29 protein-coding genes and 2 tRNA genes are annotated in these 25,123 nt (G+C 69.1%); 12 read left to right on the forward strand and 19 right to left on the reverse strand.

Annotated features, from left to right (window positions below):
• Positions 1-3 precede the first annotated feature (3 nt).
• The 6 genes from C229_RS0104095 to C229_RS0104120 all read left to right on the forward strand — a co-directional run bounded on the left by C229_RS0104095 (position 4) and on the right by C229_RS0104120 (position 4,524).
• The gene (locus C229_RS0104095; protein WP_026313421.1) at positions 4-795 is read left to right on the forward strand and encodes a hypothetical protein; all 792 of its coding nucleotides are present in this window, start codon (positions 4-6) and stop codon (positions 793-795) included.
• 96 nt (positions 796-891) lie between these two features.
• On the forward strand, positions 892-1,890 hold the full coding sequence (locus C229_RS0104100; RefSeq protein WP_018653806.1) for a WxL domain-containing protein: 999 nt from the start codon (positions 892-894) through the stop codon (positions 1,888-1,890).
• A 70-nt stretch (positions 1,891-1,960) separates the two neighbouring features.
• A complete protein-coding gene (locus C229_RS0104105) occupies positions 1,961-2,935 on the forward strand; it encodes a WxL protein peptidoglycan domain-containing protein (protein WP_018653807.1) in 975 nt (324 codons plus the stop codon).
• Positions 2,932-4,164, forward strand: coding sequence for a hypothetical protein (locus C229_RS32580; RefSeq protein WP_051108858.1), 1,233 nt, complete (start codon positions 2,932-2,934; stop codon positions 4,162-4,164). Before C229_RS0104105 ends, C229_RS32580 begins: the two co-directional genes overlap by 4 nt.
• A 175-nt stretch (positions 4,165-4,339) precedes the next feature.
• Positions 4,340-4,417, forward strand: a tRNA-Asp gene (locus C229_RS0104115).
• A gap of 33 nt (positions 4,418-4,450) precedes the next feature.
• Positions 4,451-4,524 (forward strand) — tRNA-Phe (locus C229_RS0104120).
• Between the two features lie 75 nt (positions 4,525-4,599).
• Here C229_RS0104120 and C229_RS0104125 read toward each other — a convergent pair.
• The 14 genes from C229_RS0104125 to C229_RS0104190 all read right to left on the reverse strand — a co-directional run bounded on the left by C229_RS0104125 (position 4,600) and on the right by C229_RS0104190 (position 14,467).
• On the reverse strand, positions 4,600-5,952 hold the full coding sequence (locus C229_RS0104125; protein ID WP_018653808.1) for a tyrosine-type recombinase/integrase: 1,353 nt from the start codon (positions 5,950-5,952) through the stop codon (positions 4,600-4,602).
• Positions 5,952-6,131: a helix-turn-helix domain-containing protein gene (locus tag C229_RS0104130; RefSeq protein WP_018653809.1), complete on the reverse strand. Its 180-nt coding sequence runs from the start codon at positions 6,129-6,131 to the stop codon at positions 5,952-5,954. The genes C229_RS0104125 and C229_RS0104130 overlap by 1 nt, the downstream gene beginning before the upstream one ends.
• Entirely contained in the window at positions 6,128-7,513 is a 1,386-nt protein-coding gene (locus C229_RS0104135) for a replication initiator (RefSeq protein ID WP_018653810.1), read from the reverse strand. Before C229_RS0104135 ends, C229_RS0104130 begins: the two co-directional genes overlap by 4 nt.
• A 103-nt stretch (positions 7,514-7,616) precedes the next feature.
• Positions 7,617-7,772: a hypothetical protein gene (locus C229_RS34625; RefSeq protein ID WP_018653811.1), complete on the reverse strand. Its 156-nt coding sequence runs from the start codon at positions 7,770-7,772 to the stop codon at positions 7,617-7,619.
• A gap of 21 nt (positions 7,773-7,793) precedes the next feature.
• Positions 7,794-8,081 carry a hypothetical protein gene (locus C229_RS0104145; protein ID WP_018653812.1) on the reverse strand — a complete coding sequence of 96 codons (288 nt, stop codon included), beginning with the start codon at positions 8,079-8,081 and terminating at the stop codon, positions 7,794-7,796.
• On the reverse strand, positions 8,078-8,440 hold the full coding sequence (locus C229_RS29335) for a hypothetical protein (protein WP_018653813.1): 363 nt from the start codon (positions 8,438-8,440) through the stop codon (positions 8,078-8,080). The genes C229_RS0104145 and C229_RS29335 overlap by 4 nt, the downstream gene beginning before the upstream one ends.
• A gap of 19 nt (positions 8,441-8,459) precedes the next feature.
• The gene (locus tag C229_RS0104155; RefSeq protein WP_018653814.1) at positions 8,460-9,209 is read right to left on the reverse strand and encodes a DUF2637 domain-containing protein; all 750 of its coding nucleotides are present in this window, start codon (positions 9,207-9,209) and stop codon (positions 8,460-8,462) included.
• Complete coding sequence (locus C229_RS0104160; protein WP_018653815.1) at positions 9,206-9,454, reverse strand: hypothetical protein; 249 nt, start codon at positions 9,452-9,454, stop codon at positions 9,206-9,208. Before C229_RS0104160 ends, C229_RS0104155 begins: the two co-directional genes overlap by 4 nt.
• A gap of 88 nt (positions 9,455-9,542) precedes the next feature.
• Positions 9,543-10,889 (reverse strand): FtsK/SpoIIIE domain-containing protein, encoded by a 1,347-nt coding sequence (locus C229_RS0104165; protein WP_018653816.1) that lies wholly within the window; start codon positions 10,887-10,889, stop codon positions 9,543-9,545.
• 12 nt (positions 10,890-10,901) lie between these two features.
• The gene (locus C229_RS0104170) at positions 10,902-11,261 is read right to left on the reverse strand and encodes an SCO3933 family regulatory protein (protein ID WP_018653817.1); all 360 of its coding nucleotides are present in this window, start codon (positions 11,259-11,261) and stop codon (positions 10,902-10,904) included.
• Positions 11,262-11,378: 117 nt separating this feature from the next.
• Positions 11,379-12,212, reverse strand: coding sequence for a protein phosphatase 2C domain-containing protein (locus tag C229_RS0104175; RefSeq protein WP_018653818.1), 834 nt, complete (start codon positions 12,210-12,212; stop codon positions 11,379-11,381).
• Positions 12,209-13,051 carry a sigma-70 RNA polymerase sigma factor region 4 domain-containing protein gene (locus tag C229_RS0104180; protein ID WP_018653819.1) on the reverse strand — a complete coding sequence of 281 codons (843 nt, stop codon included), beginning with the start codon at positions 13,049-13,051 and terminating at the stop codon, positions 12,209-12,211. The genes C229_RS0104175 and C229_RS0104180 overlap by 4 nt, the downstream gene beginning before the upstream one ends.
• Positions 13,052-13,173: 122 nt before the next feature.
• Positions 13,174-13,584, reverse strand: a complete 411-nt coding sequence (locus tag C229_RS0104185) for an ATP-binding protein (protein ID WP_338029146.1) — start codon at positions 13,582-13,584, stop codon at positions 13,174-13,176.
• Positions 13,585-13,642: 58 nt separating this feature from the next.
• Positions 13,643-14,467 carry a Scr1 family TA system antitoxin-like transcriptional regulator gene (locus C229_RS0104190; protein WP_018653821.1) on the reverse strand — a complete coding sequence of 275 codons (825 nt, stop codon included), beginning with the start codon at positions 14,465-14,467 and terminating at the stop codon, positions 13,643-13,645.
• A gap of 302 nt (positions 14,468-14,769) precedes the next feature.
• Here C229_RS0104190 and C229_RS0104195 point away from each other — a divergent pair, with 302 nt between their 5' ends.
• The gene (locus C229_RS0104195) at positions 14,770-15,408 is read left to right on the forward strand and encodes a hypothetical protein (RefSeq protein ID WP_018653822.1); all 639 of its coding nucleotides are present in this window, start codon (positions 14,770-14,772) and stop codon (positions 15,406-15,408) included.
• A 268-nt stretch (positions 15,409-15,676) separates the two neighbouring features.
• Positions 15,677-16,483 carry a TIGR04255 family protein gene (locus C229_RS33375; protein WP_081639715.1) on the forward strand — a complete coding sequence of 269 codons (807 nt, stop codon included), beginning with the start codon at positions 15,677-15,679 and terminating at the stop codon, positions 16,481-16,483.
• 1,322 nt (positions 16,484-17,805) lie between these two features.
• On the opposite strand, the gene C229_RS0104205 is transcribed toward C229_RS33375, so the two are convergent.
• Entirely contained in the window at positions 17,806-18,099 is a 294-nt protein-coding gene (locus tag C229_RS0104205; protein WP_018653824.1) for a hypothetical protein, read from the reverse strand.
• Between the two features lie 848 nt (positions 18,100-18,947).
• Between C229_RS0104205 and C229_RS0104210 the strand changes: the two genes are divergently transcribed.
• Both C229_RS0104210 and C229_RS0104215 read left to right on the forward strand, forming a co-directional pair.
• Entirely contained in the window at positions 18,948-19,589 is a 642-nt protein-coding gene (locus tag C229_RS0104210) for an HAD family hydrolase (RefSeq protein WP_018653826.1), read from the forward strand.
• A 208-nt stretch (positions 19,590-19,797) separates the two neighbouring features.
• Positions 19,798-20,046, forward strand: coding sequence for a hypothetical protein (locus C229_RS0104215; RefSeq protein WP_018653827.1), 249 nt, complete (start codon positions 19,798-19,800; stop codon positions 20,044-20,046).
• 207 nt (positions 20,047-20,253) lie between these two features.
• Here C229_RS0104215 and C229_RS0104220 read toward each other — a convergent pair whose 3' ends face one another.
• Positions 20,254-20,604, reverse strand: coding sequence for a tyrosine-type recombinase/integrase (locus tag C229_RS0104220; protein ID WP_081639795.1), 351 nt, complete (start codon positions 20,602-20,604; stop codon positions 20,254-20,256).
• A gap of 20 nt (positions 20,605-20,624) precedes the next feature.
• On the opposite strand from C229_RS0104220, the gene C229_RS29340 reads away from it, so the two are divergent.
• Both C229_RS29340 and C229_RS0104230 read left to right on the forward strand, forming a co-directional pair.
• Positions 20,625-21,041: an HAD family hydrolase gene (locus C229_RS29340; protein WP_018653829.1), complete on the forward strand. Its 417-nt coding sequence runs from the start codon at positions 20,625-20,627 to the stop codon at positions 21,039-21,041.
• Positions 21,042-21,254: 213 nt separating this feature from the next.
• On the forward strand, positions 21,255-21,503 hold the full coding sequence (locus tag C229_RS0104230; RefSeq protein WP_018653830.1) for a hypothetical protein: 249 nt from the start codon (positions 21,255-21,257) through the stop codon (positions 21,501-21,503).
• 426 nt (positions 21,504-21,929) lie between these two features.
• Here the strand turns inward: C229_RS0104230 and C229_RS0104235 are convergent, their stop codons facing one another.
• From C229_RS0104235 to C229_RS0104245, 3 genes are read right to left on the reverse strand one after another with little or no spacing between them, the layout of a single operon-like run.
• Positions 21,930-23,756 (reverse strand): ABC transporter ATP-binding protein, encoded by a 1,827-nt coding sequence (locus C229_RS0104235; protein WP_018653831.1) that lies wholly within the window; start codon positions 23,754-23,756, stop codon positions 21,930-21,932.
• Positions 23,757-24,779, reverse strand: coding sequence for an MvdC/MvdD family ATP grasp protein (locus tag C229_RS0104240; protein ID WP_018653832.1), 1,023 nt, complete (start codon positions 24,777-24,779; stop codon positions 23,757-23,759). It abuts the gene before it with no gap.
• Between the two features lie 3 nt (positions 24,780-24,782).
• Positions 24,783-25,094 carry a hypothetical protein gene (locus C229_RS0104245; RefSeq protein WP_018653833.1) on the reverse strand — a complete coding sequence of 104 codons (312 nt, stop codon included), beginning with the start codon at positions 25,092-25,094 and terminating at the stop codon, positions 24,783-24,785.
• Positions 25,095-25,123 lie beyond the last annotated feature (29 nt).

Consider the following 25,123-nt stretch of genomic DNA (forward strand, 5'->3'; position numbering starts at 1 on the left):
CCCATGAACCGGCGACGCCATGCTCTCACGAGCACATCGGCGGTCGTCATCGCCTGCCTCCTCCCGGTCGCTCTCGCCGGGCCCGCACACGCCGCCGCGTTGCAGGTGTCCCAGCGGACGAACGTGGCCCCGTCCGGGCAGTCGATCACGATCACCGGCTCCGGCTTCGACGCCAAGCGCAACAACGGCTTCGGCGTTTACGTCGTGTTCGGGCCGCGTCCGGCGAACTACTTCCGGGACGCCAACCTCTTCCTGTCCGCCGTCTGGGTGCACCAGGGCGGCGGCGGCAACGGGCAGGCGCGGATGAACGCCGACGGGTCGTTCTCCGTCCGGCTCAACGTCAAGGCCAAGTACACCGACGGCAACGGCAAGGCCGTCGACTGCCTCAAGAGCGCCTGCTACGTCATGACGATGGCCGCGCACGGCGTCCCCGACCGCAGCCAGGACACCATGGTGCCGATCGCGTTCCGGGGCGCCGCCGCGCGGCCCGGCTCCGGCTCCGGCGGCGGCGCGCCCGGTTCCGGCGCGGCGCCGGGAACGTCCGGCACGTCCGGTGCCCGCGACCTCGGCTCCACCACCCCCGCCGGGACGGCCGCGCCCGTCCCGCAGGCCGCGCCCGGCGCGGCACCCGCCGTCCCGCAGGGCTTCGCGACCCCCGTCGCCGCCCAGTCCTTCCGTCAGACCGCCGCCGGCGAACCGGCCCGGACCCCCCTGCCCTTCTGGCTCGCGCTCGGCGCCGTCGCCCTCGCCGGATACGGCGTGCGGAGGCTGCGGCTGCGCCGCCACCGCGTCTGAGACCCCCCACCCCCGTGCGCTGCGACCCGCCCGCGTCGCGCGCGGAACCGGCCCGCCCTCCGGGCGGTGCCCCTCTTTTCACCCCCTAGGAGAGTCATGCAGTCCATCGCCACGCGGCTCGTCCGCGGCACCGTGGTCGTCGGCACCGCCGCCTTCGTCACGGCCGGGCTCGGCCTCGCTCCGGCGTTCGCCGCCGGACCGGCCACCACCGTCAGCCCCACCACCGGCGCCAACCCCGCCGGGCAGGACCTCACGATCCAGGGCAGCGGCTTCAACGCCAACGCCAACGGCGGGATGGGGGTGTACGTCGCGTTCGGTCCCAAGACGGCCGACTACGCCACCAACGCCGGAGCGTTCCAGGTCTCCAAGTGGGTCCACAAGAACGCCGCCCCCGGCAGCAGCCAGATCAAGATGAACGCCGACGGCACCTTCAGCCTCACGCTGCCCGGCGTCAAGGCCAAGTACACCAACGGCGACGGCGACGAGGTCAACTGCCTCACCACCCAGTGCTACGTGATCACCATCGCCGCGCACGGGTCGCCCGACCGCAGCCAGGACAGCTTCACCGCCGTCACCTTCACCGGCGGCGAGAACCCCGGCGAGCCGGGCGAGCCCGGTCCGGAGGAGCCGCCGCCCGGCTCGTCCACCGGCGAGCAGACGATCACCGCCAAGGTCGCCCGCACCGGCGCCCTGACCCTCGCCGTCGCGGGCACGAACGTCGCCCTCTCCGAGGCCGGACCCGGCGGCAAGGCCACCGGCGCGCTGAACAAGGCCACCGTCACCGACGCCCGCGGCACCAACGCCGGATGGAGCCTCGTCGGCCAGCTCGGCGACCTCACCTCCGCCGGCGGCGGCACCATCCCCGCCGCCAACATGGCGTGGACGCCGAACGCCGCCGTCGTCAACGACGGCTCGCAGGGCGCCGTCGTCGCCGGTCCGGCCGTCAACGGCCTGGACGTCGCGCGCACCCTGGCCTCCTCGGCCGGCGGCGCGTCCGGCGGCGTCTTCGAGGCTGGAGCCGGGCTCGACCTCGGCATCCCGGCCGGCGTCGTCCCCGGCGACTACACCGGCACCCTCACCCTGACCCTGTCCTGACGGGTCGTCCCTTCTCCGGCGCGGCGCCCTCTCCCGGGGGCGTCGCGCCGCCCTGATGCGGAGCACCACCATGAAAGCAACCGTCCGCGCGGCCGCCGTGGCCCTCGCGGCCCTGCTCGCGGTGATCACCGCCGGGCCGCCCGCCCATGCCGAACCCGCGCCCGGCGGCGGGGGCTTCACCTGGGCCGTCCGGCCCGCCGGGCCCACCGGGCCGAGCGGACGCGACTACTTCGTCTACACCGCCTCCCCCGGCCAGCGCGTCACCGACCGGGTGACCGTCTCCAACCTCGGCACCAAGGCCCTGACGCTCCGCGTCTACGCCACCGACGCCTTCAACACCGGCGACGGCTCCTTCGCGCTGCTCACCGCCGACCGCAGGCCCACCGGCGTCGGGACGTGGGCGACGTTCCGGGCCGGGTCGTACCGGATCAAGCCCGGCAAACGGGCGCACATCCCGTTCACGCTGACCGTCCCCTCCGACGCCACGCCCGGCGACCACAGCGGCGGCGTCGTCACCGCCGTCACACAGCAGCAGACGTCCGCGACCGGGCAGCGCGTCAACGTCGACCGGCGCGTGGCGGCGCGCGTGTACGTCCGCGTCAACGGGCCGCTCACGCCGTCCGCGCAGATCGACACCCTCGCCGCCGACTACTCCGTGCCCGCCGCCGGGACCAGCGGCACGATGACCGTCACCTACCGGGTGCGCAACACCGGCAACACCCGCGTGACCGCCGCCGCGCGGATCACCGCCGACGGGCCGTTCGGATGGGGCCAGGGCAGGCCCGTGTCGCGGCCGATCCCCGAGCTGCTGCCCGGCAACGCGTACACGTTCACCGAACGGCTCCCGGGCGTCGCGCCCGCCGGGCCGCTCAAGGCGTCCGTGCGGCTGTCGCTCGCCGACCCCGTCAGCGGCGCCGCGCTGCCGACCCGGCCCGTGCTGCGGACGGCCTCTACGTTCGGGGCGCCGTGGCTGCTCGTCGGCGTCGTCGCGCTCGTGCTGGGCGGGCTCGCGTTCGTCGTCGTGCGGCGGCGGAGGTCGGCGTGAGGAGGCTGCTGCCGCTCGTCGCGGCGCTCGTGCTGCTGCCCGTCGTCCCGGCGTCGGCCGCCGCCGCGCGGGTCACGCTCGACCGGACGACCGTCCGGCCCGGCGAGACCGTGACCGTCCGGCTCACCGGCTGGGCGGCCGGGAACGTCGTCGTCGAGGTCTGCGGCAACGAGGCCCGGCGCGGCACCGCCGACTGCGCCGTCGCGACGTCCGCGACGACGTTCGTCCAGGCGAAGAAGACGGCCTCGGTGCTGCTCACGGTGGCCAAGCCGCCGATCGCGTGCCCCTGCGTCGTCGCGGCCCGTCCCGTGACCGGCGGCGACCCGGTCACCGCCCCGCTCAAGATCGCGGGCATGGACCGGCTGTCGTCCCCCGAGACCGGCGCCCTGGCCGACAGCCGCAAACTGACCGTCACGCGCGTGTCCGTCGCGGGCGGCGGACTGGCGCCCTGGGTCGGCGGCTCCGCGGCCCGGACGCTGCGCTTCACCGTCCGCAACGACGGCCGCGCCACCCTCACCGACCCGCCCCTCTCCCTGGCCGTCGGCCGCGGCGCCGACCCGACGACGATCGTCCCGGCCCAGCCCCTCGGCACCCTCGCGGCCGGCGAGGAACGCGCCTACGAGATCCCGTTCACGATCGCGGCCCCGACGTTCGGCCGCTACTCGGTCCGCGGCGAGATCACGACCCTCGACGAGCCCATCGCCTTCACGGCGCACACGTCCTCGTACCCCTGGGCGCTCCCCCTCGCGGGCGCGCTGCTGGTGCTGCTGTCGCTCGTCCGGGCGCTCCGCCGCCCCGCGCGGCCCCCCGTCATCCCGGCGGACGCGCCCACCCCCGACCGCGTCATCAGCATGAACCAGGTGGTCGCCGCCAACGTCACCCGCTACCGCCGGGAAAGGAACCTCTCCCCCGAAGCCCTCGCGACCGCCCTGACCCGTCTCACCGGCCATCCCTGGAACCCCGGGCCCCTGGCCGACGCGGGCGTCGACTCGCCGCTGGTCTTCACCGCGAACGACCTCCTGGCCCTCTCCCGGACCCTGGACGTCCCCCTCCCGTCCCTCCTCCTGCCCCCCACCGACCAGCGCTACCGCATCGCCGCCGCCGACCCCCACGAACTGGCCGAACAGATCTCCGTGGACGGCGTGGAACTCCTCCGCACCGTGGCCCCCCAGGACGACCCGGCCTACCAGTCCCGCCTGGCGACCATCAACAAGTCCTTCCTGGGCTGATCCGCTCCCGCGCGGCCCCGTCCCGTCCCATCTGACCAGCGCGAACACGTCCCCCCAAACCGAGTTGGCGCAGCCCACGACCTTCCCGTATGCTTTCGGACGTCGCCAGGAACGAGGCCGGAAAGGCCGGGTCCGAACGACACCTCCGAACCGGCTAGACTCGGAGACACCACAAGGTCCTGTGGAGCAGTTAGGAGTGCTCGCCACCCTGTCAAGGTGGAGGCCGCGGGTTCAAATCCCGTCAGGACCGCCAGACGTAGGCACCAGCACCACCGCCCAACGTCCTGGGCAGGTAGCTCAGTCGGTACGAGCGTCCGCCTGAAAAGCGGAAGGTCGGCGGTTCGACCCCGCCCCTGCCCACCTCTCTAAGCAGCGAAAACGCCCCGTAGCCACTGGCACGGGGCGTTTTTGACGACAGCGCTGACGACAACGGCCTCAGCCGAGGGCATCCCCCAGCTTCCGCAGCGCGGCTCTTCTCTCATCCAGCGCGGCATGGGCGTAGATGGTCATCGTGACTTCGATGTCGCTGTGCCCGACGATCTCCCGGACGACGTGCGGCGGGACGCCCAGGTCGAGCAGCAGCGACACGCAGGTGTGGCGCATGTCGTGTAGCCGCAGCGAACCCAGGCCGGCGGCTTGGCGGATGCGGCTCCAGCTACGGCGAAGGTTGTCCGGCTCCATCGGCGTGCCCAGCCGGGACGGGAAGACGAGGCCGTTCTCCTGCCAGTGGGGCCAGGCGTCGGCCGACTCGGCGTCCTGCTTGACCCGGTGCTCGCACAGCGCCGACACGCACAGGTCCGGCAGCGGGATCGTGCGCGTGGAGTCGTCGGTCTTAGGCGGGACGAACCGCAGTTCACCGCCGACCCGCTGGAGCGTCTGCACGACTTCCAGCTTGGCGTTCTCGATGCCGGTCGCGGCGCAGGTCTGGCAGTCGTCGCCGTTCGGTTTGCCGCCTTCTCCCCCACAGGCCCGGCACGGGGTGAGCGTGATGTCGTCCCAGCGCAGTCCCAGCAGTTCGCCGCGCCGCAGGCCGAGGCAGAGCGCCAGGACGTACAGCGCGTAGAGCCGCTCGTCCCGCGCGGCCTTGAGGATTTCGCGCGCCTGGTCGACGGAGAGCCCGCGATTGACCCTGTACTTGGGTGAGGTGACCGCGACGAGCCGGGCGACGTTGCGGGGAAGGATCTCCTCCCGCACCGCCGATTGCAGCGCGTTGCGCAGCACGGCCAAGACGAGCTGAACCATCCGCGCCGACAGACGCGAGGCACAGCACTCCCCGCCCTTCCGCGCGCAGCACTGCGGCTTTTCACGCGAGGCGTCCCACCCGTGACGGCAGCACTGGCAGGTGTCCCGGACACGGGTGATGAAGGTGCGAACATCGCGTGCGGTGAGCGCGCCGATCCGCTTCTTTCCCAGCCCCGGCACCAGGTGCAGACGCACGACGCTTTCGTAGCCCTGCACGGTCTTGGGACGCCGCTCGACCCGCACCACGTTCTCAAGCCAGTAGGCGAGATACTGCTCTACCGTCCAGCTTTCGGAGGCGACGGGAACGCCGTCGTCCGCCTGTGCCTTGAGCTTGACGTACTTGGCGTGGCATTCCTCGCGGGTCCGCCCGTAGACGCTGACGCGCTTGATCGTTCCGGCCGTGGTCGGCACGAAGACCTTGGCCTCATAGCGCCCGTCCTTGCGCTGAACGATGGTCCCTTCCCCGTTCGCGCGCCTACGCGAACGGCCCTTGCGCGGCATGCGTGGTTCCGGCTCGTCGGGCATCGCGATCTCAGTGGTGGTCATCAGGCGGCTTCCTCCGTGAGTTGTTCGAGGCATTCGGACAGGGCGTTGATCGGGACGAGCCGACGACGGCCGATCTTGACCGTGCGGAGCTGTCCGGAGCGGATGAGGTTGTAGAGCGTCCAGCGGCTCACGCGGAGCCGTTCGGCGGCTTCATCGACGGTCAGGACGAGTTCGGTCACGCAGGTCTCCTTGCGCAGGTGGATGTTCCGAGGGCGGGCAGGGGTGTTCCGGTGAGGGCGGTGGTGAGGAGACGTTCGCCGGGGGTGAGTCCCTGGCCGACGTAGCGCCAGTGCGCGACGACCAAGACGGCGTCGTCGTCGAAGGGCAGGCGCCCGGTCGTGACCTCGTGCGCGCGCTGATTGTGGTTGCAGCGTTCGGCGCGCAGCCGACCGAGGGTGGTGGAGTAGGCCCGGCTCTTGGTGGAGAAGTGGCCCCGGAAGCCGAGCATGTGCGCCCATTCGGCCAGCCGGAGCCCGGCGAACGTCTCGACCGCGCCGAGTCGGAGGCAGGTGGTGATGAGGCGGCGGGCATGGTCGGTGACCGGAAGACCGTCCACGTCATCGGTCGCGCGTATGCGGCGGTCGAGGGTGCCGACGCATTCGGCGGCTTTGGTGGCGTACTTGGCCACGTAGCCGGCCACCGCCCGATCGGTCAGTGCGCCCGTGGTCGCGATGGGCCGGATGTCGAGCTGGACGCCCCAGACCAATTCCAGCGCGGGGACGTCGCCGCACTCGGGCGTCCGGACAGTGACCGCGCCGCGCGCGTGGCGAACGGCGTCGGCTAGGGCGTCGTGGGTGGCCCATGCGGGCGGGGCGGCAGCAGGGCCGTCGGGGCCGTCCAGTCGGATGACGGCGTGGAAGTGGACCAGGCCGCGCCGTTGGTATTCAGCGACCTTGGCGAAGGAGACCGTCAGCACCTCGCGGAGTTCTCCGGCGCGCAGCCCGGCGGTGCGGGCGAGGTGTCGGCGGACGGCCAAGGTGAAGCGCCGCCATAGTTCGGGTGCGTGTGCGTTCCAGAGCACGGCTGCGCGGTAGTCGAAGCACTGGGCGCACAGCGGTTGCCCGAGCCGGGCGTCCTCGGCGCCGTGGCGGGTGGTGCAGGAGACCGGGCGTCCGTGCTGGCACGTTCCGCCGTCGCGGCGGGGACGACAGGCGAGGGTCTTCCCGTCTCGCTCGCGCCGGGCGTGGACGGCGCCGAAGGAGGGTGCGGTGAGGGTGACGAACGCGGCCGGATGTTCGGTGACGGTGGTGAGGACGCCTTTGCCACCGGTCAGGCCTGCGCGGATGAGGTGGTAGGTGTCGGCGCGGTAGGTCTCAGCGCACGAGGGGCAGCGTGAGACGCGTCGGGTTTTGCAGGCGACGCGCAGCGTCCCGCCGGGTTCGCGCCCGGTGGTGTAGCGGTGTAGCAGGGTGCCGGTCAGTGCGTCGCGGTACTCGACTGCGCCGCGTAGGTGGACGGGTTGGAGGCATCCGCCGGTGGTGCGGGTGCGTGCGGCCCAGCGGTGGAAGTCGGTGCGGTTGAGGCGGGCGGCCATGTCTCGGACGGCGACCGCGTCAGCCAACGGCGAAGAGGTGGAAGGCACGGGTGAGGGGGTCTCCTGTCTTGGGGTGTCCCGGTCCCCGCGTGAGCCATGGGCGGGGGCCGGGACGGGATCGGCGCGGCGGTCAGAGGGCGGCGGCGAAGGCGGCCACGGCGTCAGCGAGCGAGGCCAGGCCGGTGGCGATGGTCTTGACGGTGGTGGCGGCTTGGGTGGGGTTGCGCAGGACGTAGAGGGCCAGGACGAGCCAGCAGAGGATGAAGGCGACGCGGCGAAGGAACACGGCTTTGCCCTTCCAGGTCGGTTAGAGGAATCCGGCGCCCAGGCACAGGGCGCAGGTGTCACCGCTGGAGGTGAGCCCGGTCCCGCCGCAGTCACAGCACGTCCACCGGTTCGTGGGCGGGACCAGGGGGCGGGGAAGTCGGATGACGGCGCGGGTGGCCAGTTCGTAGAAGGTGATGCGGGTCGAGCGGCACGACCCGCACGCCGCGCCGGACAGGTCGGCGGGGAACGTCGTCCAGGTTGAGGCGCGCGAGTGGTGGCAGGCGCGGCACCGGTACCAGAACCAGGGCAGGGTGTCCGGGCCGGTCATGCGGCCTCGGTCTGTTCGGGTGGGTCGAAGGTGATGTTGGTTTCGTAGCTGCGGGTAAGGAGGTGGCGGGTGCGGGTGGCGGTGGGGATGTGGATGAGGCGGTAGGCGAGGGGTCCGAAGTGGCGGGTGGTGGTGTAGTGGCCGCCGTCTGCGGTTTCGTCGCAGACCGGGACGTCCAGGAGTGCGGCGATGTGGTCGACGGTGGCGCGGCCGGTGTCGTCGGTGGTGTCGTGGGCGGTGAACTGCATGAGGTCGCGGCTGGTGAAGGGCACGGCGGGGTTGGCGTCCAGGAAGTCGGCCAGGGCGCGCAGGCCCGCGATGGCAGCGGCGCGGGATTCAGTGCCGGTCGTGGTGGTCATGGGTCGAGGTCCTTCCGGGTCAGGTGGTGGGTTCGTCGCGGAGTTGGCGGAGCAGGGTCGAGGCGAGTTGGTTGGAGACGCCCAGGCGGGCGCGGAGGGCGTCGCGGGTGATGGGGCGTCCGTGAGTGGTGTGGTGTTCGGCGGCGACGCGCCGGGCGAAGGCGAGGAGCGGTGCGGCGGGCGTGTCCCGCTCGGCCGGGCGCTCGGCGTGCGGGCGGGCCGGGACGGGTTCGTCCTGCCGTCCGGAGGGCTCGGCGTGAGGTGCGGGGTCGAGCGCAGGACGGTCGTCCTGGACGGGACGGCCCAGCGACGAGGCCGGGGACGAGGCCGCTCGACCGAAGGACGGCGGCACGGGCGTTGAGCCGTCGCCCGTTACGTTCGCGTCGGCAGGGTGCAGGGCGCGGCGTTCGAGCATGGAGACCGCGACCAAGAACGCGGCGGCGGGGGTTGCTGCGGTGATCCAGCCCCAGGCCGAGGGGTGGGCTTGGGCGAGGTTGGCGGCGAGGGAGAGCAGGATGCCGCCGGTGAGGACGAGCGTCGGCCAGCTCGTCCGTCCCGTGCCGCGTGCGGTGCGTTTGTCGCGTTGGCGTTCGCGGGCGGCCATGACGCAGGTGAGGTCGATGCAGACGGCGACGGCCCAGGCCATCCAGCCGTGTTGTCCGTGGTCGGTGGCGGTGTCGCGGATGTGGGTGAACGATCCCGCAGCCGCGATCGTCGCTAGGACGAGGACCGGCCCGGAGTCGACCAGCGCGCCGGCGAACCGGTTCACGCGGCCCTCCGCTTGGTGATGCGGGTGAGGAGCGCGGTCAGCTCGGGGTCGCAGCGGTGGGTGTCGGCCCAGTCGTCGGCGGCGGTCGCGTTCGGCGTGGCGAGGGAATCGGCGCACCGGTCACAGCGCGCGACGTACAGGACCCGGACGAAGTCCCATTCGACACGCACCGGCGGAGACGAGAACGGACGGGATCGGACGTGCGTGACGGTGCGCAGGCGGAGCAAGACGATGCGAGCGGTCATCGAGGCCTCCAGGGCGTTTCGGGCATGGTTCGGGTAGGGACGTGGCGTGATCAGGGCTCACGCCGAGCCGGGAGAAGAGGTGCCGGGGTTACGCGGCGTCGGGCAGTTCGCCGGTCAGCGGAGCGGCGAGGAGCGCGGCCCAGGTGGGGGTGAGGTGGGCGTGGTCGCGGGCGGCTTGTTCGGCGTCGTGTTCGGAGACGTACACCGATCGGGCGCGGTGCCATGAGCCGTCTTGTCCGGCGACGACGCACACGCCGGGCGTCTCGGCGGGGATGGCGCGTGCGGCGTCCAGGGCGGCGGGGTCCAGGTCGCCCAGGGTCATGTTCGCGGTTTCGGGGTCGTTGACGCGGTGGCAGACGCGCCCGGAGAGCTGCGAGCGCAGCGCGGTGACACCGGGTCCGAGGTCGGAGCCGATGCGCTGCCCGCAGATCACCAGGTGGACGGCGAACGCCCGCCCGAGCTGCGCGACCCGCAGCAGTGACGTTGAGGTCTTGGCGATCTGGTCCTTCTCGGTCTTGTCGGCCATGAGGAACAGTTCTGCGACCTCATCGACCAGCGCGACCACCGGCACCGGGCGCAGGCGTTCGGGCAGGCTCCACACGTTGCGTGCCCCTTGCGTTCGGCACAGGGCCATGCGGTCTTCCACGATGCCGACCAGGTCGGCCAGCAGGTCGACCGATTCGACCCGCGAGGTCGCCAGCGCCGACAGCCGAGGCGCGTACGGGGTGAACTCGACGCCGCCTTTGAGGTCGAACCCGACGAGCGCGATCGGTTGGGGTGCCAGTCCTTTGATGATGGCGTTGGCCAGGTTGGACTTGCCCGATTGGGTGGCGCCTGCGTTGAGCCAGTGCGGCACCGTCCGGAAGTCCATGATCCAGTCGGAGCCGTTCTCCAGCTTCCCCGGACGCACTCGCAGCAGTTCACCGGTCTCGGGCTCGACGTCCACGGCGGTGAGCGGGTCATGCATCGTGGCCCACAACGTGACACGTCCGGGCGCGACGTCCACGACGCGGACAGCGTGAACGCGCCAGGCGTGCGCGATCCCTTCGGCCGCGCGTTCGTAGTCGGCGGGAACCTGCCCGTCGTGCAACCGCAGCCGCACCCGCCACCCCAACCCGGTCGGACGCAGGACGCCCAGGCGGGGAGCGCGCTCGACGTCAACGCGCTGCACCCTGCGCTTGTGCTCCACCAGCGCCGCCGCACCGCGCGAAGCCGCACCGGCGACGGGAACGGCGTCCAGCGACCACCGCCACCGGCGCCGCTTACGCCCCAATCCGCAGCCCAAGGCCACGTGCCGCCACGTCAGATACACCAGCGCCGCGCGGGCCGGGAAGACGATCGCGTACCAGAACGACACCGGGCGCGAGTGACGCCACCACCCCAGCCCGGCGGCCAGCACCAGCAGGCCGCCGAGCACCATCAGCATCTCCGTCATGACCGACCCCGATCAGGCCGCGTCGGCCGACGAAGCGGGAACGGACCCGGCGACGGGTACGGGCTCCAGGTCACGGGCGCGGTAGGCGATCCCCCACCGCATCCGGCCGCCGATCTGGTTCTCCCACGCCACACCGACCAGCCCGACCGGCCGCACGACCTGACCGATCGAGATCTCCGGGTCACGGGACAGAGCGACGTTCACCAGCTCGACCCGCCCCATCTCGTCGGCCGCCGACAACCCCACCGTGAACACCGTGTTCCCGTCCCGATCCACCTTCACCTCCCCCGTCTCCTGACTCACCAACTTCGGACGCGGCGACGAGACACACACGAACGTCAACGCCGAGACGTCCACCGGGATGTTGCGCATGAGCGATCCCTTTCGTCCACCCCCCTAGACACCGTCAGGCGTTCGCCCGATCTGCGGACTGTCTAGAGGGGTACTCAATCAAGGTAAGCGATGGCTCGGTTGATTGTCTAGGGGGGTCTACAGATTCTTCGAGAACGAACGGTAGACGGCGGAGGCGTCGTCGGATGCCTTGCCTCGTGGCCAGCGTGAGCCGTGGGGGTCGGTGCGTTCTGCGGCACGGGTGCGTGCGATCAGCTCAGCCGGACCGTCTTCGTGAAGGACTTGGAGCAGAGCACGCCAGTCGAGCAGGTGGAAGCGGTCGGCCAGGCGTGAGGCGCCGTCGCTGAGGAGCGCGACGGCGGCCAGGTCCGCGACGGCTGTGGTGCCGGTGAGCGCATGTTCTGCGGCTTGGGGGTCGGCGCTGGCGACCCAGAACCCGCCGGGCTGGTTCCGGTGGGCGGCCAGTTCCTCGACGCGGCGGCGGAGCCCGGCGGACCGGCCGTCCGGCCCGAGCGGGGGCAGGCCGCCGGGTTCATCGAGCTTGGCGACGACGTCGGCCAGGCGCGTATCGGTGACGACCTCCGCCCGGCCGTCGACCCGGTCGAGGACGAGCACGGCGTCAGCGAGCACCAAGTGCTCGACGTCGTCGCCCAGCACGCGCGCGACGGCGACGGTGGCCGAGGGCGAGCCGGGATGCCCGAGGTCGCAGGTGCCGGAGTGGAGCGCGTTGACGCGTTCGATGCTCGTCGCGAGCGCATCGGCCAGCGTGACGTTCTGGTCGGCTGCGGAGGTCAGGAGGAGCCCGCACAGGTTGCGCGCGTACCAGGCGACTGAGTGCCGGCACCCCGACTCCAGCCCCTCGGGCGAGCCCGCGCCGTCGATGACGACCATGACGCTTGCCGACGCCGCCGCGAAATCCTCGTTCTCGCGGCCGGGCGAACCGGGTTCGCTGGCGACGCGGACGAGGGTCAAGACGCCTCGTCGTGCCGGTAGATCGGGCTCAGCAGCTCGGTACGGAGAGGTTCGTGGGTGTCGGGGTCGTACTCGGTGCCCACCACGACGGAGAACGGTTCGTCACCGACCTGCCCCCACAGGCTCCCGATATCGGTGGTCAGCAGGTGGACCACGCCGAGGGAACCTTCGGGATGAACGCCCGCGATGGCCAGGATCGAGCCCTTGCCGTCGGGCCGGGGGAGTCGGCCGAGATATCCGATGTCGGCCGGACGGGAGTCGGGTTCGTCCTGCGGGGATCGGTGATCGACGCCGGTCCGGGTGTCTTGCAGCGCCCAGCCCTGGTCGTCGCGGTGCCAGCGGATGACGGGGTCTTTGGCGTAGGTGTCCCGCATCGCGTCGGACATGCGCGGCCCGCAGATCACCAGCAGGCCGGGCCGGTCGAGGTCGATCGACCCGTCGAGCGCGACATGGTCGTACCGCACCGACAGGTCGAACGTCCGCGCGAGTTCTTCCAGCCGCTTGCCCGTGGTGAGGTCGTCCAGCGCGACGTACGTCCGGTCGCTGGCAGGGTCGGGCCGCAGCGGCGTCACCACCGTCACTTCACCGGACCCGAGGAACGCGCCCTCCGGCGCCGGCCCGGTGTGCCGGATCTGGTGAATCCGCCCCCGGCTCAGCCCGGCGGCCTGCGCGATCTGGGCATACGACATTCCCTGCGCGTGCAGATCTTGAATGAGCCGCCGCCGCAACCGGGCAAGCTCAGTGACCTCCTGCTGAGCCTCGGCCAGACGCGTCGTCGCCGCGCGCAGCAGCTCGTACGGGTCCTCGATCTGCGCAATGCGCTCCAGCTCGCCCGGCATGACACCCCCTCTGGCCTCTACCAGAGAGTCTAGGACTCTAGACATGGTCCGAGAAAGCGCATCCCCGGTCGAGGAGCTGACCGCCCGCAGCTTCCGCCGCCGACGCGGCATCGGCGGACCGCTCACACTTCGGCCGCAAGCTCAGCCCACACCCGCCGCCCGACCCGAACCGACTCGGCGGCCCACTGCTTGGCAACGGCGTCCACGATGAACAATCCGCGCCCCGCCGTCGCGTCGAAGTCGGGCGCTCCCTCGGACTTGGTTGGCGCGCCAGGCGCCCCGCCGTCGACCACGCCGACCCGGACGGCGCCGTCCAGCATCTCCAGTTCGAGCACGAAGTGCCCGCCCGGCTGACCACTGGCCGTGTGCGCCACGGCGTTCGTCGCCAGTTCGCTGACTACCAGCTCGACCGAGTGAACGACGTCATCGGGCACACGCCCGACGACGAACGCCCACGCGAACGACCGCGCCGCCGCGACCGACCTGGACCGACCGGGGAACAGACGGGACAACCGAGTCACGTCAACCACCACCGTGCGTCTAGGGGGCTATACGCCCCGGGGTGACGCAGCGTACGACAAGTCCAGGGGTCTATTCAATACGTTCATGAATAGAGGCTAGCGTGTCACGAAGATCCAGCGCCGCGCGTTCCACGCAAGCACGAGCGTTGTCGCCGTCCACGGCAGCCGCTTCCATGCCCGCGAAGACGTCGAGGTAAGCCCGCACCTCATCCGGCTCGGCCATGGTCAACTCGCGGGTGAAGGTCTGCACCGACACCGCCGACTCATCGAAGACCGTGAACCCGTGCAGAGGGACGCGCGCACGGCCCAGAGGAGCCAGCCCCGGCAGCACCTGGAACCGGACGTTGTCACGCTCGGTCATCTCCAGGAGGTGCGCGAGCTGTCCGGCCATCGACGCACCCGAACCCGGCCAAGTCCGCAACGCCGCTTCGGCGACGACGAACGAGAACGCCCGCTCCGGGTCGTCCAGCACCCCGCCCCAGTCGCCGGGACCTCCGCCCGCCGACGCGCCGAGTTCGGCCGCGTAGCCCGTCGTCCGTAGAGCCGCCGGGATGAGCGCCGTCGCCAGTGCCCGCACGGTCCGCGCCTCACGAGCCAGCTCCCCAACCGCCTCCGGCCGGAACGAGACCCCGGCATCGACCCGCCGCCCCGCACCCAGCGCGTAGGCGTCACGCACCAACGCTGACAAACGCTCCCGCTCACCCGCGTCCAACTCCAGAACGCCGAACAACCGGCCGATGACCTCCGGATCAGAGATCCGCCGCCCGGTCTCGACCCGAGACACCGTCGGCTGCGGAACCCCGGCCCGAGCGGCGAGCCCCGTCCCGGACAGCCCCGCAGCCGTGCGCAGCCGCCGCAACTCCCGCCCGACCTCCGCAAAGCGCTCGTCACCCATAACCGAGCGTTCTACCACCTCAGCCGCCCGGCCACCGTCGCCACCGACCAACCGCAAGCCGAACCACGCGGTTGCAGTAGTCCCGATCCGTGACGCACACCTGACGACTATTCACGAACGACTTGAATGCCTCGACGCACTCTCGTACGCTGCAAGCCGTATAGCCCCCTAGACGTCACCATGACGGCAGTCGAGGTCGCCCCTCGTCGCGGGGGAGGCGTCGCCCGCGCCGCGCGAACCGGCCGTCAGTCATGCCCGATCCGACCTCCCGTCGAAGACCGAAGACCTAGGACCGACGCAACGTGATCCCACAGGATTCCATCGACATCGAGCTCCCCCACGGCTACCGCTTGCAGCAGATCAACCGCTTCGCGTGGGCAATCGCCGGCAAGGGCCGTTACAGCCGACACATCAAACCGGACGAGGCGGCGGCGATCGCCCGTTCGGCCATGCTGGAGGTGCTGTACTCCAGCGACACCCCGCCCGAGTCAGTCACCCGCTTGATCAACCTGGGCGCCTACGGCATCCAGCGTCACATCCGCGAGATGGGCCGCATGTACGGCCGCAACCTGGCCCAGTCCGGCGCCCACCCGACCATCCGCGCCCACACCGGCTACTGGCACGCCTTCACCACCGGCACCGGCTCCCACGAGAACACCATCATCGAAGCCCACGCCGTCCACCAGATCCTCGCCGCCCTCCACCCCAACCACCGCCGCACCATCGAAGCCCTCGCCGAACACAGCACCCACCCCAAAGCCGCCGAAGCGCTGAACATGCCCGCAAGCACCTTCAACACCGCCCTCTGGCGCGCCCGCCACGAGTTCTACCGCCTCTGGCACGAAGGCGAGACCCCCACCACCCTCCACCGCACAACCCGCCGCCCCCGCAAGGGTGACCGCGACACCGCACGCCAAACGCCTGCCGACGAGACACCGTAGACCGGCAGGCACACTCCGGATGAGAACTTTCCCTACGTTTTCAAGGGCGCCCGCTGCGCGGCCGCCAGCGGCCGACTGGCCTGGTGCGGCAGGCCTGCGGCCTCTCCGGGCCGATCCTGCCGCACCAGGCCAGTCGGCCGCCCCTTGGGTCTCTTCCGTAGCGAACACGTCACAGCAGGCAAACCGCACGCCACATTGAGGCAACGGTCTCCTGTGATCAGCCTCATTCCGCTAGGCAGGACGAGCAGTGTGAAGTACGGTGTGAAGCATGGTTGCTTTGCGATCAACGAGCCCCTTCGACAGCGAGCCGATCGACGAGATCCCACTATCCACTCCCCCATTAGTGCGAGTGCTCGCCCAGGTTAGATTTCCGAGATTGGCCGCGCAGGAAAACGCATCGATTATGCGTAGCTTCTCGGAAATGATCTCGGATCAGTATCCACTGCTTGACGAAACGCAAGAAGTTGATTTCATCGTCAGTGGTGGAGGAGTTGCCCAGCACGAAAGGCCGAGATCTGGTCAACGGCTCCGAGATGTAACAGAGAACTGGATAGTGACAACTGCCCCCGGGTCACTAGCGATCGAAACAACTGATTATCGTGGCCGCACAGATTTTATTGCGAAATTCTCCACCGTTGTTCAGGCGTTCATTCGAGCCGTCAACCCACCTTTCGTTGAACGCATCGGAATTCGCTATACGAACAGACTGACTCGTAGCAACTTGCTAGAATACCTCGATAGCGCTATCAAACCAGAAGCGCTGGGCGGGCTGGCAATTCCGATATCACAAGACGTGCAGCGCAACCATGCAATTTGTGACGCACTCTTCCATCTCAAGGGCGGGTCGATCCAGGCTCGATGGGGTTTACTCCCTCCCGGAGGCGTCATGGATCCGGCCATCTCTCCTGTTGCACAAGAGAGTTGGGTTCTCGATCTGGATAGCTTCGCTGAGACTCGGTCAGTGGCAGATACTGCCGCAATCGCGACCGAGCTCCAGTCACTTGCCGAACAGGCATACCGCATGTTCCGATGGATAGTAACAGATAAGTTCATCGAGGAACACAAGGAGCCATAATGGGAGTACAGCCGGTTCCTACAAGTGCTGCGGTAATCGAAAACCCCTCAGACGCCTTCTCGTGGACGCAAACGATACGAACCAAGGCAACCGCCAAATGGTTCGTGACGGGAGGCATGATGCTAGGCGCACTTGGCGGCACGGTTAGTACCGGCGTGGGCGCCCTCCCATCCGCTTCCGCAGTCCGGAACGTAACAGACTGGACGTCGAATGGGACGATAACGCGCGCGCGAGTTACGGGACTCGGTTCGCCCGGGAGCCAAAAACTTCAAAACACCACAGATTTGATGGCAGCGAACGCCCGCCTCGCAGAAGCGGTCAGGCGGCTCCACCAGGAATCTGGGCTAACATGGGCCCAACTGGCTAAGCTCTTTGGAGTTAGCCGGCGTGCGCTACATAATTGGGCCGCGAACGGTCGCATGAACGCCGTACACGCCGAAAGACTCGCATCGCTGACCCGCCTCATCGGGACGTTGCCGGAGACTGACCCAGATGCACGACGGGCGCGCATGCTCACCCCGGACGAGATGGGGCGTAGCATGTACGATATAGCCCGATCGACGCTGGAACGCGGGGTCCCAGTCGTCGGCACACCGTTCCGTCCGGAAGATCTACTAGAGGCGCTACACGACCGGGTCCTCTAGCCAGCGCTGGAAGGTGGTCACGAAGCGACCGTGGATACCACTGGTGACCTGGGGGAGCATCAGCATAGAGCCGCCGATCTCCTTGCGAAGATGCAAGATTTTCGCCAAGGAGACATCGTGCAAGTGCCTGAGCTGCCGCTCGTCGGGGACGATGGTCGCACGGAGCTACGGGAAACCCCTCTCGGTGCCGTAGTGATCTCACAGACTTGCGACCTGGTGCAGGCTAACCGCGCAACTGTCCTACTCGCTCCGCTCATCGAATTGGAGTCGGGTGCAGCGAGCGACGCCGCCCGGGGAAAGAGGCCACGTTACGTGGCAGTGCCTGCGGCTGGGCCGCAGGCGTTCGCGGACCTAGAGATCATCAGTACCACCACGAAGCAATATCTCGTTCGATTCGAAAGAAAGCCCGGGTTGATCGAGGACGATGATGGCTACAGCAAATTCGGAAGGGCAGTAGGGCGCCGGTTCTCCCGTTTCCCTTTCCCTGACGAAGTTCATCCCTGGATCCAGCCCTTGCGTAGCTTGATACAGGACAAAGCGGGCAAGTCTTCCAGCCCATTTGGGCAGATCATCAAATCGATCCGAGCGCTACGACTAGAGTGCTCCGGAGGATGGCAAACTAAGGGTCCCTATAACCTCACCCTCATTATCGCACTCGAATCAGGTGTACTTCCCGAACTAGGCGATGACTTCCACGCTACGCCGAGTGAACTTGACGCTTGGGCCTACCAGGACGGTCGCTTGGTTCGAAAGCCAGCCGAGATTGCTCGCCGAATTCAGGAATCGGCCGGTTCGGATGTGCATCATTTGTGGTATCTGCTGGGTGAATCGCTCGCTGAAAAGTGCCGAGAAGGAGGTGGTAAAAACGCCCCCACCCCTCCTTCCGTTGAGGCGTTCCATGTCGAGATAATTGATGTCGAAGAATTGACCTATGATCGGTTCCACCACACGGAAGAAATCGATCTTGATCACCTATCTCCCCCCGCGCCGTTTTAGTATCAGTCGTACACGGATTCGTTATTCGGCTGTCACGGCCATTGATTACGCGTGTGACATAAGGGGCTATCGACTAAACGCTCACGAGCATGGTTCACCGCTGCCCATAGCGTGCCCAAGTCTCCTGTTTCCCGAGAACTACGGCTGAGGCTACGCGGGTTTATCGAACGGACGCTACAAGGCCAAGCCGTCCCAGGTCAAACTTCGACCTAGCAAGTAGATCGAATTTGCCCACCTGTCGCCAGCAGACAGTACGCTTCGCTGGCCCGTTGAGACAGTCGCTATGGACGTGGGGTTTTCGGGCCCGGGCCGCAGCCGCCTTGCGCCTAGACTTACCTTGTTCTCAGGCAATGTGGTGCGGTCCGATGAAGGCGTGTATGCGTTGAGCGGGTGTAGATACGCAAGTCCTGTGCAACCCGCATGCGGCAAGGCGTCAGCAACTGGTTGAGCGTGAGCGAAGCGGGGCCTCGCGCCCGGCCTTTAGGGGCTGGAGGGTACGCCCACGCGAAGCCGTCTGGTACAGCGCCTCGCCGTTAGTACCTTGTGGAGCGTGCATGGGTGCTAACAACGGGGCCAGACGACCTCGGACGGCGGTAGACATGTTCTGCGCCGAAATCTTGGTCGATCAGAACACCGGCGGGCAAGGTGGATCTTGCTACGGACCAGACGGCGACGGTGGCGCTCTACGATCGCCAGTGGGTGGTGAACGTTGCTGCGTTGCTGGGGGCGATCGCTGCCGCGCGGCTTCCGGTGCTCGGGCCGTGACCGGCCCTGTGCTCCGGGTCCGCTTGCCCTCGAACGATCCGGCCATGTAGGTGAATACCGTGCAGCGGCTTGCGCTCTTTGATCTGGATCACACGCTGGTGAACCTTGATGAGGCGTTCGGGGTGTGGGCCGTCGAGTTCGCCGACAAACGCGAGCTCGCACACCAGGCTGTTGCCTGGTTGCTGGACTTGAACGCTGAGGGCTATCCGCACCGTGAAGTCTTCTTCGGCCGGGTTCGTGAGCGCTTCGGTCTGGTGGAGCTGTGGAGGCGTTACCGGCGGCGTATGCCTCACCTGGCCCGCTGTCCCAGCGCGGTCATAAACGGACTTGCGCTCCTTTGGGATGCCGGGTGGAAGGTAGGCGTGGTCACCAACTGGACGCCGGACAACCAGCTCGGGAACCTCCAGCGAACGGGACTGGCCGCCGCCGTCAACGCGTACGCGCTGGCAGGCATCGAAGGCGTCCGCAAGCCGGACGTCAGGTTGTTCGAGATCGCCGCGCAACGGTGCGGCACGACGCTGGCCGGAGGCGGATGGATGGTCGGTGACCACCCGATCGCCGACATCAGCGGAGGACACGCCGCCAGCTTGCACACAGTATGGATCGACCGGGGCACGTGGCCCGGCCAGGAGCACGAAGCCGATCAAGTCGTCACCGACGTACTCCAAGCCACCCAGGTCATCCAGCAGCATCACACCTAGCCCGACGACGGCACTCCCGCTCCGACCCACACCCAACACCGTCCTGCCTTGACAAGCGCACAGGTGGCAGGGTGAACGATGGGGCTGATTGGCCTTGGACTGCGGTGGATGTGCGGGAGAGCGACGCCTAGGTCAGCGGACGTCGGTATCCATCCTGGACGCGTCGCAGGCTTGCTAAAGATCAGGAAGCCGGCGATACGATCGCGCTGTGGACGAGGCAGAGGCGAGCGCGCACACGTGGCGGAGCCAGGTTCATCGCCGTGGGACGGTCGAGCAGAACAGAGAAGCCCTGTCGCGTCTCATCAAGCACGATCCCGACCCGTTCGAGGTCGAGCTGTACGAGCTGACGGTCGACCCGCGCATGTTGCTCGTAGACCGCGCCCAGCGACGTCGAGCCGGGCAGTACGAGCGGCACCTGCGGCGGCTCAAAGCCCGACGCCAGCACCGACAAAGCTGACGACAACCCTGACGACAACAGCCCCGAACACGGGCCACCAACGGCAGCCGCAGGACACCGCCTACCTCGGCAAACGGCCCACGAGCAGGGTGGTTGCTACTTCTGAAAAGCGGAAGGTCGGCGGTTCGACCCCGCCCCTGCCCACCTCGACAAGCACTGAAAACGCCCCGTAGTCATTGGCACGGGGCGTTTTTGACAGCAACGGCCTCAGCCGAGCGCATCCCCCAGCTTCCGTAGAGCCGCCTTCTTCTCATCCAGCGCGGCATGGGCGTAAATCGTCATCGTGACGTCGATATCGCTGTGCCCGACGATCTCCCGGACCACGTGCGGCGGCACACCCAGATCGAGCAGCAGCAAGACGCAGGTGTGGCGCATGTCGTGGAGCCGCAGCGAGCCCAGGCCGGCCGCTTGGGGGATGCGGCTCCAGCTACGACGAAGGTTGTCCGGCTCCATCGGCGTTCCGAGCCAGGAGGGGAAGACCAGGCCGTGTTCCTGCCAGTGGGGCCAGGCGTCGGCCGACTCGGTGTGCTGCTTGACCCGGCGCTCGCGCAGCGCCATCACGCACAGGTCCGCGGCATATGCCTCACTTGGTTCGCTGCCGCAGCGCGGTCGTGGACGGGCTTGCGCTTCTGTGGGCTGCCGGGTGGAAGGTGGGTGTGGTCACCAATGGGACGGCGGACAATCAGCTTGGGAAGGCTCAGCGAACGGGGCTGGTCGCTGTCGTCGACGCGTACGTGCTGTCAGGCCTCGAAAGCGTCCGTAAGCCGAACAGCAGGCTGTTCGAGGTCGCCGCTCAGCGGTGCGGCATGACGCTGGCCGGCGGTGGATGGATGGTCGGTGACCACCCGATCGCCGACATCGGCGGAAGACGAACCGCCGGCTTGCGCGCGGTATGGATCGAACGGGACACCTGGCCCAGCCAGGAGCACGCGGCCGATCACGTCGTCACCGGCGTACTCCGAGCTATCCGAATCATGCAGCAGCACCACGTCTAGCCTTAAGACAACGCCCCAGCGCCGACCCCGCCACCGACCCACACCCAACACCGCCCAGCCTTGTTGGACATGATGCGGTGCCGACGGGGCGGGATGGCATTGGACGGCGGTGGATGTGCGGGAGAGCGACACCCCCTCAGCGGACGTCGGGCGTCCGTTCTGGACGCGTCTCAAGCTTGCTAAGAATCAAGAGGCCGACGATACGATCGCGCTGTGGACGAGGCAGAGGCGAGCGCGCGCATGTGGCGGAGCCAGGTTCGTCGCCGTGGGACGGTCGAGCAGGACAGGGAAGCTCTGGCGCGTCTTATCGAGCACGATGCCGACCCGTTCGAGGTCGAGTTGTACGAGCTGGCGGCCGACCCGCGTTTGTTGTTCGTGGACCGCGCTCAGCGACGTCGAGCCGGGCAGTACGAGCGGCACGTGCGGCGGCTCGAAGCTCGACGCCAGCACCGACGAAGCTGACGACAACCCGCACGCGGCGGAACAAGAACCTCGACGCACGTCTGTACCAGGCTGCCATCACCTCCTTCATCCTCCATCTTCAGGCCGAATGGAAGTCGCCCGAGACCGTCTGAACCTACGTCGAAGCGGCGCGATGGTTCGCGGCCTAGCATCTGTGCTCCACGGCCCGCACCGGCTGGGAAGGCGGGAGCGCCGACGAAGAGTTGCCCGATCCAATGGTCAAGCTGGAGCCGCCTAACGTCGGCGAGATGATCGGTCCGGTTTTCGTCACCACCGAATTCGACGAGTCCTCACGACTTGTGCGGGCCGTTGCTTCTGCTGAGCCGCGCTGGCCGGGGATTGTGGTCGTCGTGCCTGGCGGATGGGTGGGTGTATCGCCAAGGTGCGGCGCTGAGGTGGTGGTGTGGGTGGTTGCTGGAGGGTGGGTCAGGCTGGATCTTGGTAGGTGGAGGCTTGGAGGGTGTAGAGGTCGGCGTAGGGGCCGTTGGCTTTGAGGAGGGTGGAGTGGGTGCCGTGTTCGGCGATGCGGCCGTTGGCCAGGACGTAGATGTGGTCCGCCTCGCGGACGGTGTTGAAGCGGTGGGAGACGAGGAGGACGGTGCGGTCGGCCAGGAGGGTGCGGAGGCGTTGGAAGAGGTCGTGCTCGGCGCGGGCGTCGAGGGTGGCGGTGGGTTCGTCGAGGATGACGAAGGGGGCGTCGCGGAAGAACGCGCGGGCCAGGGCCACGCGTTGCCACTGGCCGCCTGACAGGTCCACGCCGCCCGCGAACTGCGGGCCGAGCAGGGTCGCGTAGCCGTTGGGGAGGGCGCGCAGGAACGGGTCGGCGCCGGCCATCGCGGCGGCGTGTTCGACGGCCGCGTCGTCGGCGGTGTGCTGCCAGCGGCCCATGGCGACGTTGTCGGCCGCGGAGAGCAGATAGCGCAGGTAGTCCTGGAAGAGGACGGCGATGGACGCGCGCAGGGCGTCCGGGTCGACGTCGGCGACGTCCACGCCGTCGTAGCGGATATGTCCCGACTGCGGCCGGTACAGGTGGGACAGCAGTTTGGCGAGCGTCGTCTTGCCCGAGCCGTTCTCGCCGACGAGCGCCACCACCTGGCCCGCGTGGATCTCCAGGTCGATGCCGCACAGCGCCGGACGGTCCGACGACGGATACGTGAAGCTCAGGTTCTCCACCGTCAGCCGCCGGAACGGTGGCGGCGCCGGCCGCGGCGCGGCCACGGCGCCCGGGGGCTCCAGGAATCGGCCCATGTCGTCGATGAACGGCGCCGCCTCGAAGAGCTGGTCGGTCCCGGCGGCGCCGGTGCGGAGCCGGGACGCGAGGAGCAGCACGGCCGTGACGGCCGCGCCCGCGTCGGCGACGGGCATCCGCCCCGCCGCCGCGAGCGCGACGACGGGCCCGACGACCGCCGCGAGCGCCAGCCCGCTGACGAACCGCGCCGCCAGCGTGACCCGCAGGCGGCGGTGGGCCGTCCGCCGGATCTCGGTGAGACGCTCGTCGGTACGCCGGTCCCAGCGGCGCCGCAGGTAGGGGGCGAGCCCGAACGCGCGGACCTCGACGGCCGACCGCCGGTCGGTGAGGACGTCGAGCAGGTAGCTGCGTTCGCGTTCGGCGGGGGTGAGCCGGAACAGCGCGTCGAACAGGAGCTGCCCGCTCTTCAGGCTCGCCAGCCAGAGCGGGACGCCCGCGAGCAGCGTCGCCGGGACGAGCCACGGTTCGATCGTGGCGAGCGCCAGCGCGACGCCCGCCGTGGCCATCAGCGCGGCGCCGAGCGCGCCGAGCCCCTGCACGAGCTGGTGCGGGCGGATGCGGGCGCTCATCGACGCCCTTTCGAGCCGGTTGTGGAAGTCGGGACGCTCGAACTGTTCGAGGTCGGCGGCGCAGGCGACGTCGAGGATGCGTCCCATGGCGTGCCGGTTGACGAGTTCGCTGAGGACGTCGTCGCGGGACGCGGCGACGGCGGTGGCGACGCCGATCGCGCCGAGCAGGCCGAGGACGACGACGGCCTGCGGCAGCGCGCCGCGCGCGTCGCCCGCGAGGACGCGGGTCAGCAGCTCGTGCCCGCCGACGAGCGGCAGCACGAGCCCGAGCCCGGCGACGGCCTGGAGCGCGGTGACGAGCAGGAACTCGCGCGGCGCCGCCGCCAGGACGAGCCTGACGGCGGCGGCGACGAGGGCGGGGAGCCGCCGCAGTTCGATCTTCGGCGGCTGGGTCAGTTCGGCGGCCGTGAGCGGCGCGGACCCGGTGGCGGTCATCTAGTAGCCGACCTGCTCCACGTCACCGCGCCGGAACCGTTCTCCCTTCATCAGGACGTCGGCGATGCGGTCGCTCATGGGCAGGCCGAGGTCGTTCTGCATCCACATGAACTGGCCGTTGGGATTGGCCTCCAGGAAGACGTACTCGCCGTCGGGGGTGACGATGAAGTCGACGGCGGCGTAGACGATTCCGAGTTCGTCGAGCAGCGCCTGCGTCTGCTTGACGACCTGGTCGGGAAGCGGCCGGTAGTCGCCGTAGGCCATCTCGGTGTCGGCCCGCCAGTCCACCTCGGTCGTCGCGTTGGACTGCGAGTCCACGACGACGGGGAAGTAGGTGTTGCCGATGACGGTGAGGCGCACTTCGTACGCCTTTTCGATGTACTCCTGGAACTGGCAGGTGGTGTGCCGGACGCGGCCCAGGTGGTCGCGCGCCTCGTCGCCGATGACGGTGGTGAAGAGTCCGGACGGGAAGGCGCCCGGGTAGTGGATCACCCCGCCGCTCAGCGATTTGTAGACGACCTTTCCGTCCTCGCGTTCCAGGAGCCCCGCGACCTGGTCGGGGTCGTTGGTGAGGAGCGTTCTCGGGGTGCGCAGGCCCGTCCGTTTGGCGAGCGTGAGCTGGTAGGGCTTGAGGTCGGCGACGGCGTCGAGGTCGGGCCGGTTCATCCAGAGGCAGTCGGTGGAGCGCAGGATTCCGCCGACGCCGATGAGCGCTTCATAGCGCGAGAACTCCTGTTCGGCCCGGCTCATCTCGGTGCCGAAGTCGAAGGACGTGGGCCGCCGGTACCAGACGCCCGCGAGGGCGCCGAGGTCCATTTCGCGGTCGATCTCGCCGTCGCGGTGCCGGAGCACCTGGAATTCGTCGCCGAAGTCGGAGCTGGTGAAACTCAGCCGGTGCGGGAAGTAGCTGAGATCCAGCCGTACGACCCGGGCGCCCTTGGCGTTGAGACTGCGGACGACCGGGTCGACGGTGGGATCGAAGTCCTGCGTCAGGATCAGGACCTCGGTCTGGGGATCGGTCATGCGTCAGGCGCAGAGGTCGTCGAGGACGCGGTCGGTGCTGCCGATGCCGGTCTTGGTGTAGGAGCTGTAGCCGGCGACGACGTCCTCGCCGTCGGCGCCGCGCCAGGTCTGGCTGACCGGGTCGTAGTGCCCGGCCTGCGGGTCGCCGTCGGCGTCGGCGCGCTTCTCGGTGCCCCAGGGGGTGGAGTAGGCGTAGCCGAAGGGGCGCTCGTCGCCGTCGGTGGACGGCACGTCCTGCGGGTCGAAGACGGCGTGGTCGGGGGAGATGAACGCGCGGGTGGTGCGCAGCGGGGGGCGCGTGAGGACGATGGACATGCGCGTGCCTTTCTCGTGGATGGCGAGAA

The organism is Actinomadura flavalba DSM 45200, from assembly GCF_000374305.1.
In the GTDB taxonomy this organism is placed as follows: Bacteria; Actinomycetota; Actinomycetes; order Streptosporangiales; family Streptosporangiaceae; genus Spirillospora; species Spirillospora flavalba.

Coding starts and splice junctions, on each gene's coding strand:
- C229_RS0104095 (WP_026313421.1), top strand. CDS start 4: ATGAACCGGCGACGCCATGCTCTCACGAGCACATCGGCGGTCGTCATC.
- C229_RS0104100 (WP_018653806.1), top strand. CDS start 892: ATGCAGTCCATCGCCACGCGGCTCGTCCGCGGCACCGTGGTCGTCGGC.
- C229_RS0104105 (WP_018653807.1), top strand. CDS start 1,961: ATGAAAGCAACCGTCCGCGCGGCCGCCGTGGCCCTCGCGGCCCTGCTC.
- C229_RS0104125 (WP_018653808.1), bottom strand. CDS start 5,952: ATGACCACCACTGAGATCGCGATGCCCGACGAGCCGGAACCACGCATG.
- C229_RS0104145 (WP_018653812.1), bottom strand. CDS start 8,081: ATGACCGGCCCGGACACCCTGCCCTGGTTCTGGTACCGGTGCCGCGCC.
- C229_RS29335 (WP_018653813.1), bottom strand. CDS start 8,440: ATGACCACCACGACCGGCACTGAATCCCGCGCCGCTGCCATCGCGGGC.
- C229_RS0104160 (WP_018653815.1), bottom strand. CDS start 9,454: ATGACCGCTCGCATCGTCTTGCTCCGCCTGCGCACCGTCACGCACGTC.
- C229_RS0104165 (WP_018653816.1), bottom strand. CDS start 10,889: ATGACGGAGATGCTGATGGTGCTCGGCGGCCTGCTGGTGCTGGCCGCC.
- C229_RS0104170 (WP_018653817.1), bottom strand. CDS start 11,261: ATGCGCAACATCCCGGTGGACGTCTCGGCGTTGACGTTCGTGTGTGTC.
- C229_RS0104180 (WP_018653819.1), bottom strand. CDS start 13,051: ATGCCGGGCGAGCTGGAGCGCATTGCGCAGATCGAGGACCCGTACGAG.
- C229_RS0104190 (WP_018653821.1), bottom strand. CDS start 14,467: ATGGGTGACGAGCGCTTTGCGGAGGTCGGGCGGGAGTTGCGGCGGCTG.
- C229_RS33375 (WP_081639715.1), top strand. CDS start 15,677: ATGGTTGCTTTGCGATCAACGAGCCCCTTCGACAGCGAGCCGATCGAC.
- C229_RS0104220 (WP_081639795.1), bottom strand. CDS start 20,604: ATGGCGCTGCGCGAGCGCCGGGTCAAGCAGCACACCGAGTCGGCCGAC.
- C229_RS29340 (WP_018653829.1), top strand. CDS start 20,625: ATGCCTCACTTGGTTCGCTGCCGCAGCGCGGTCGTGGACGGGCTTGCG.
- C229_RS0104235 (WP_018653831.1), bottom strand. CDS start 23,756: ATGACCGCCACCGGGTCCGCGCCGCTCACGGCCGCCGAACTGACCCAG.
- C229_RS0104240 (WP_018653832.1), bottom strand. CDS start 24,779: ATGACCGATCCCCAGACCGAGGTCCTGATCCTGACGCAGGACTTCGAT.
- C229_RS0104245 (WP_018653833.1), bottom strand. CDS start 25,094: ATGTCCATCGTCCTCACGCGCCCCCCGCTGCGCACCACCCGCGCGTTC.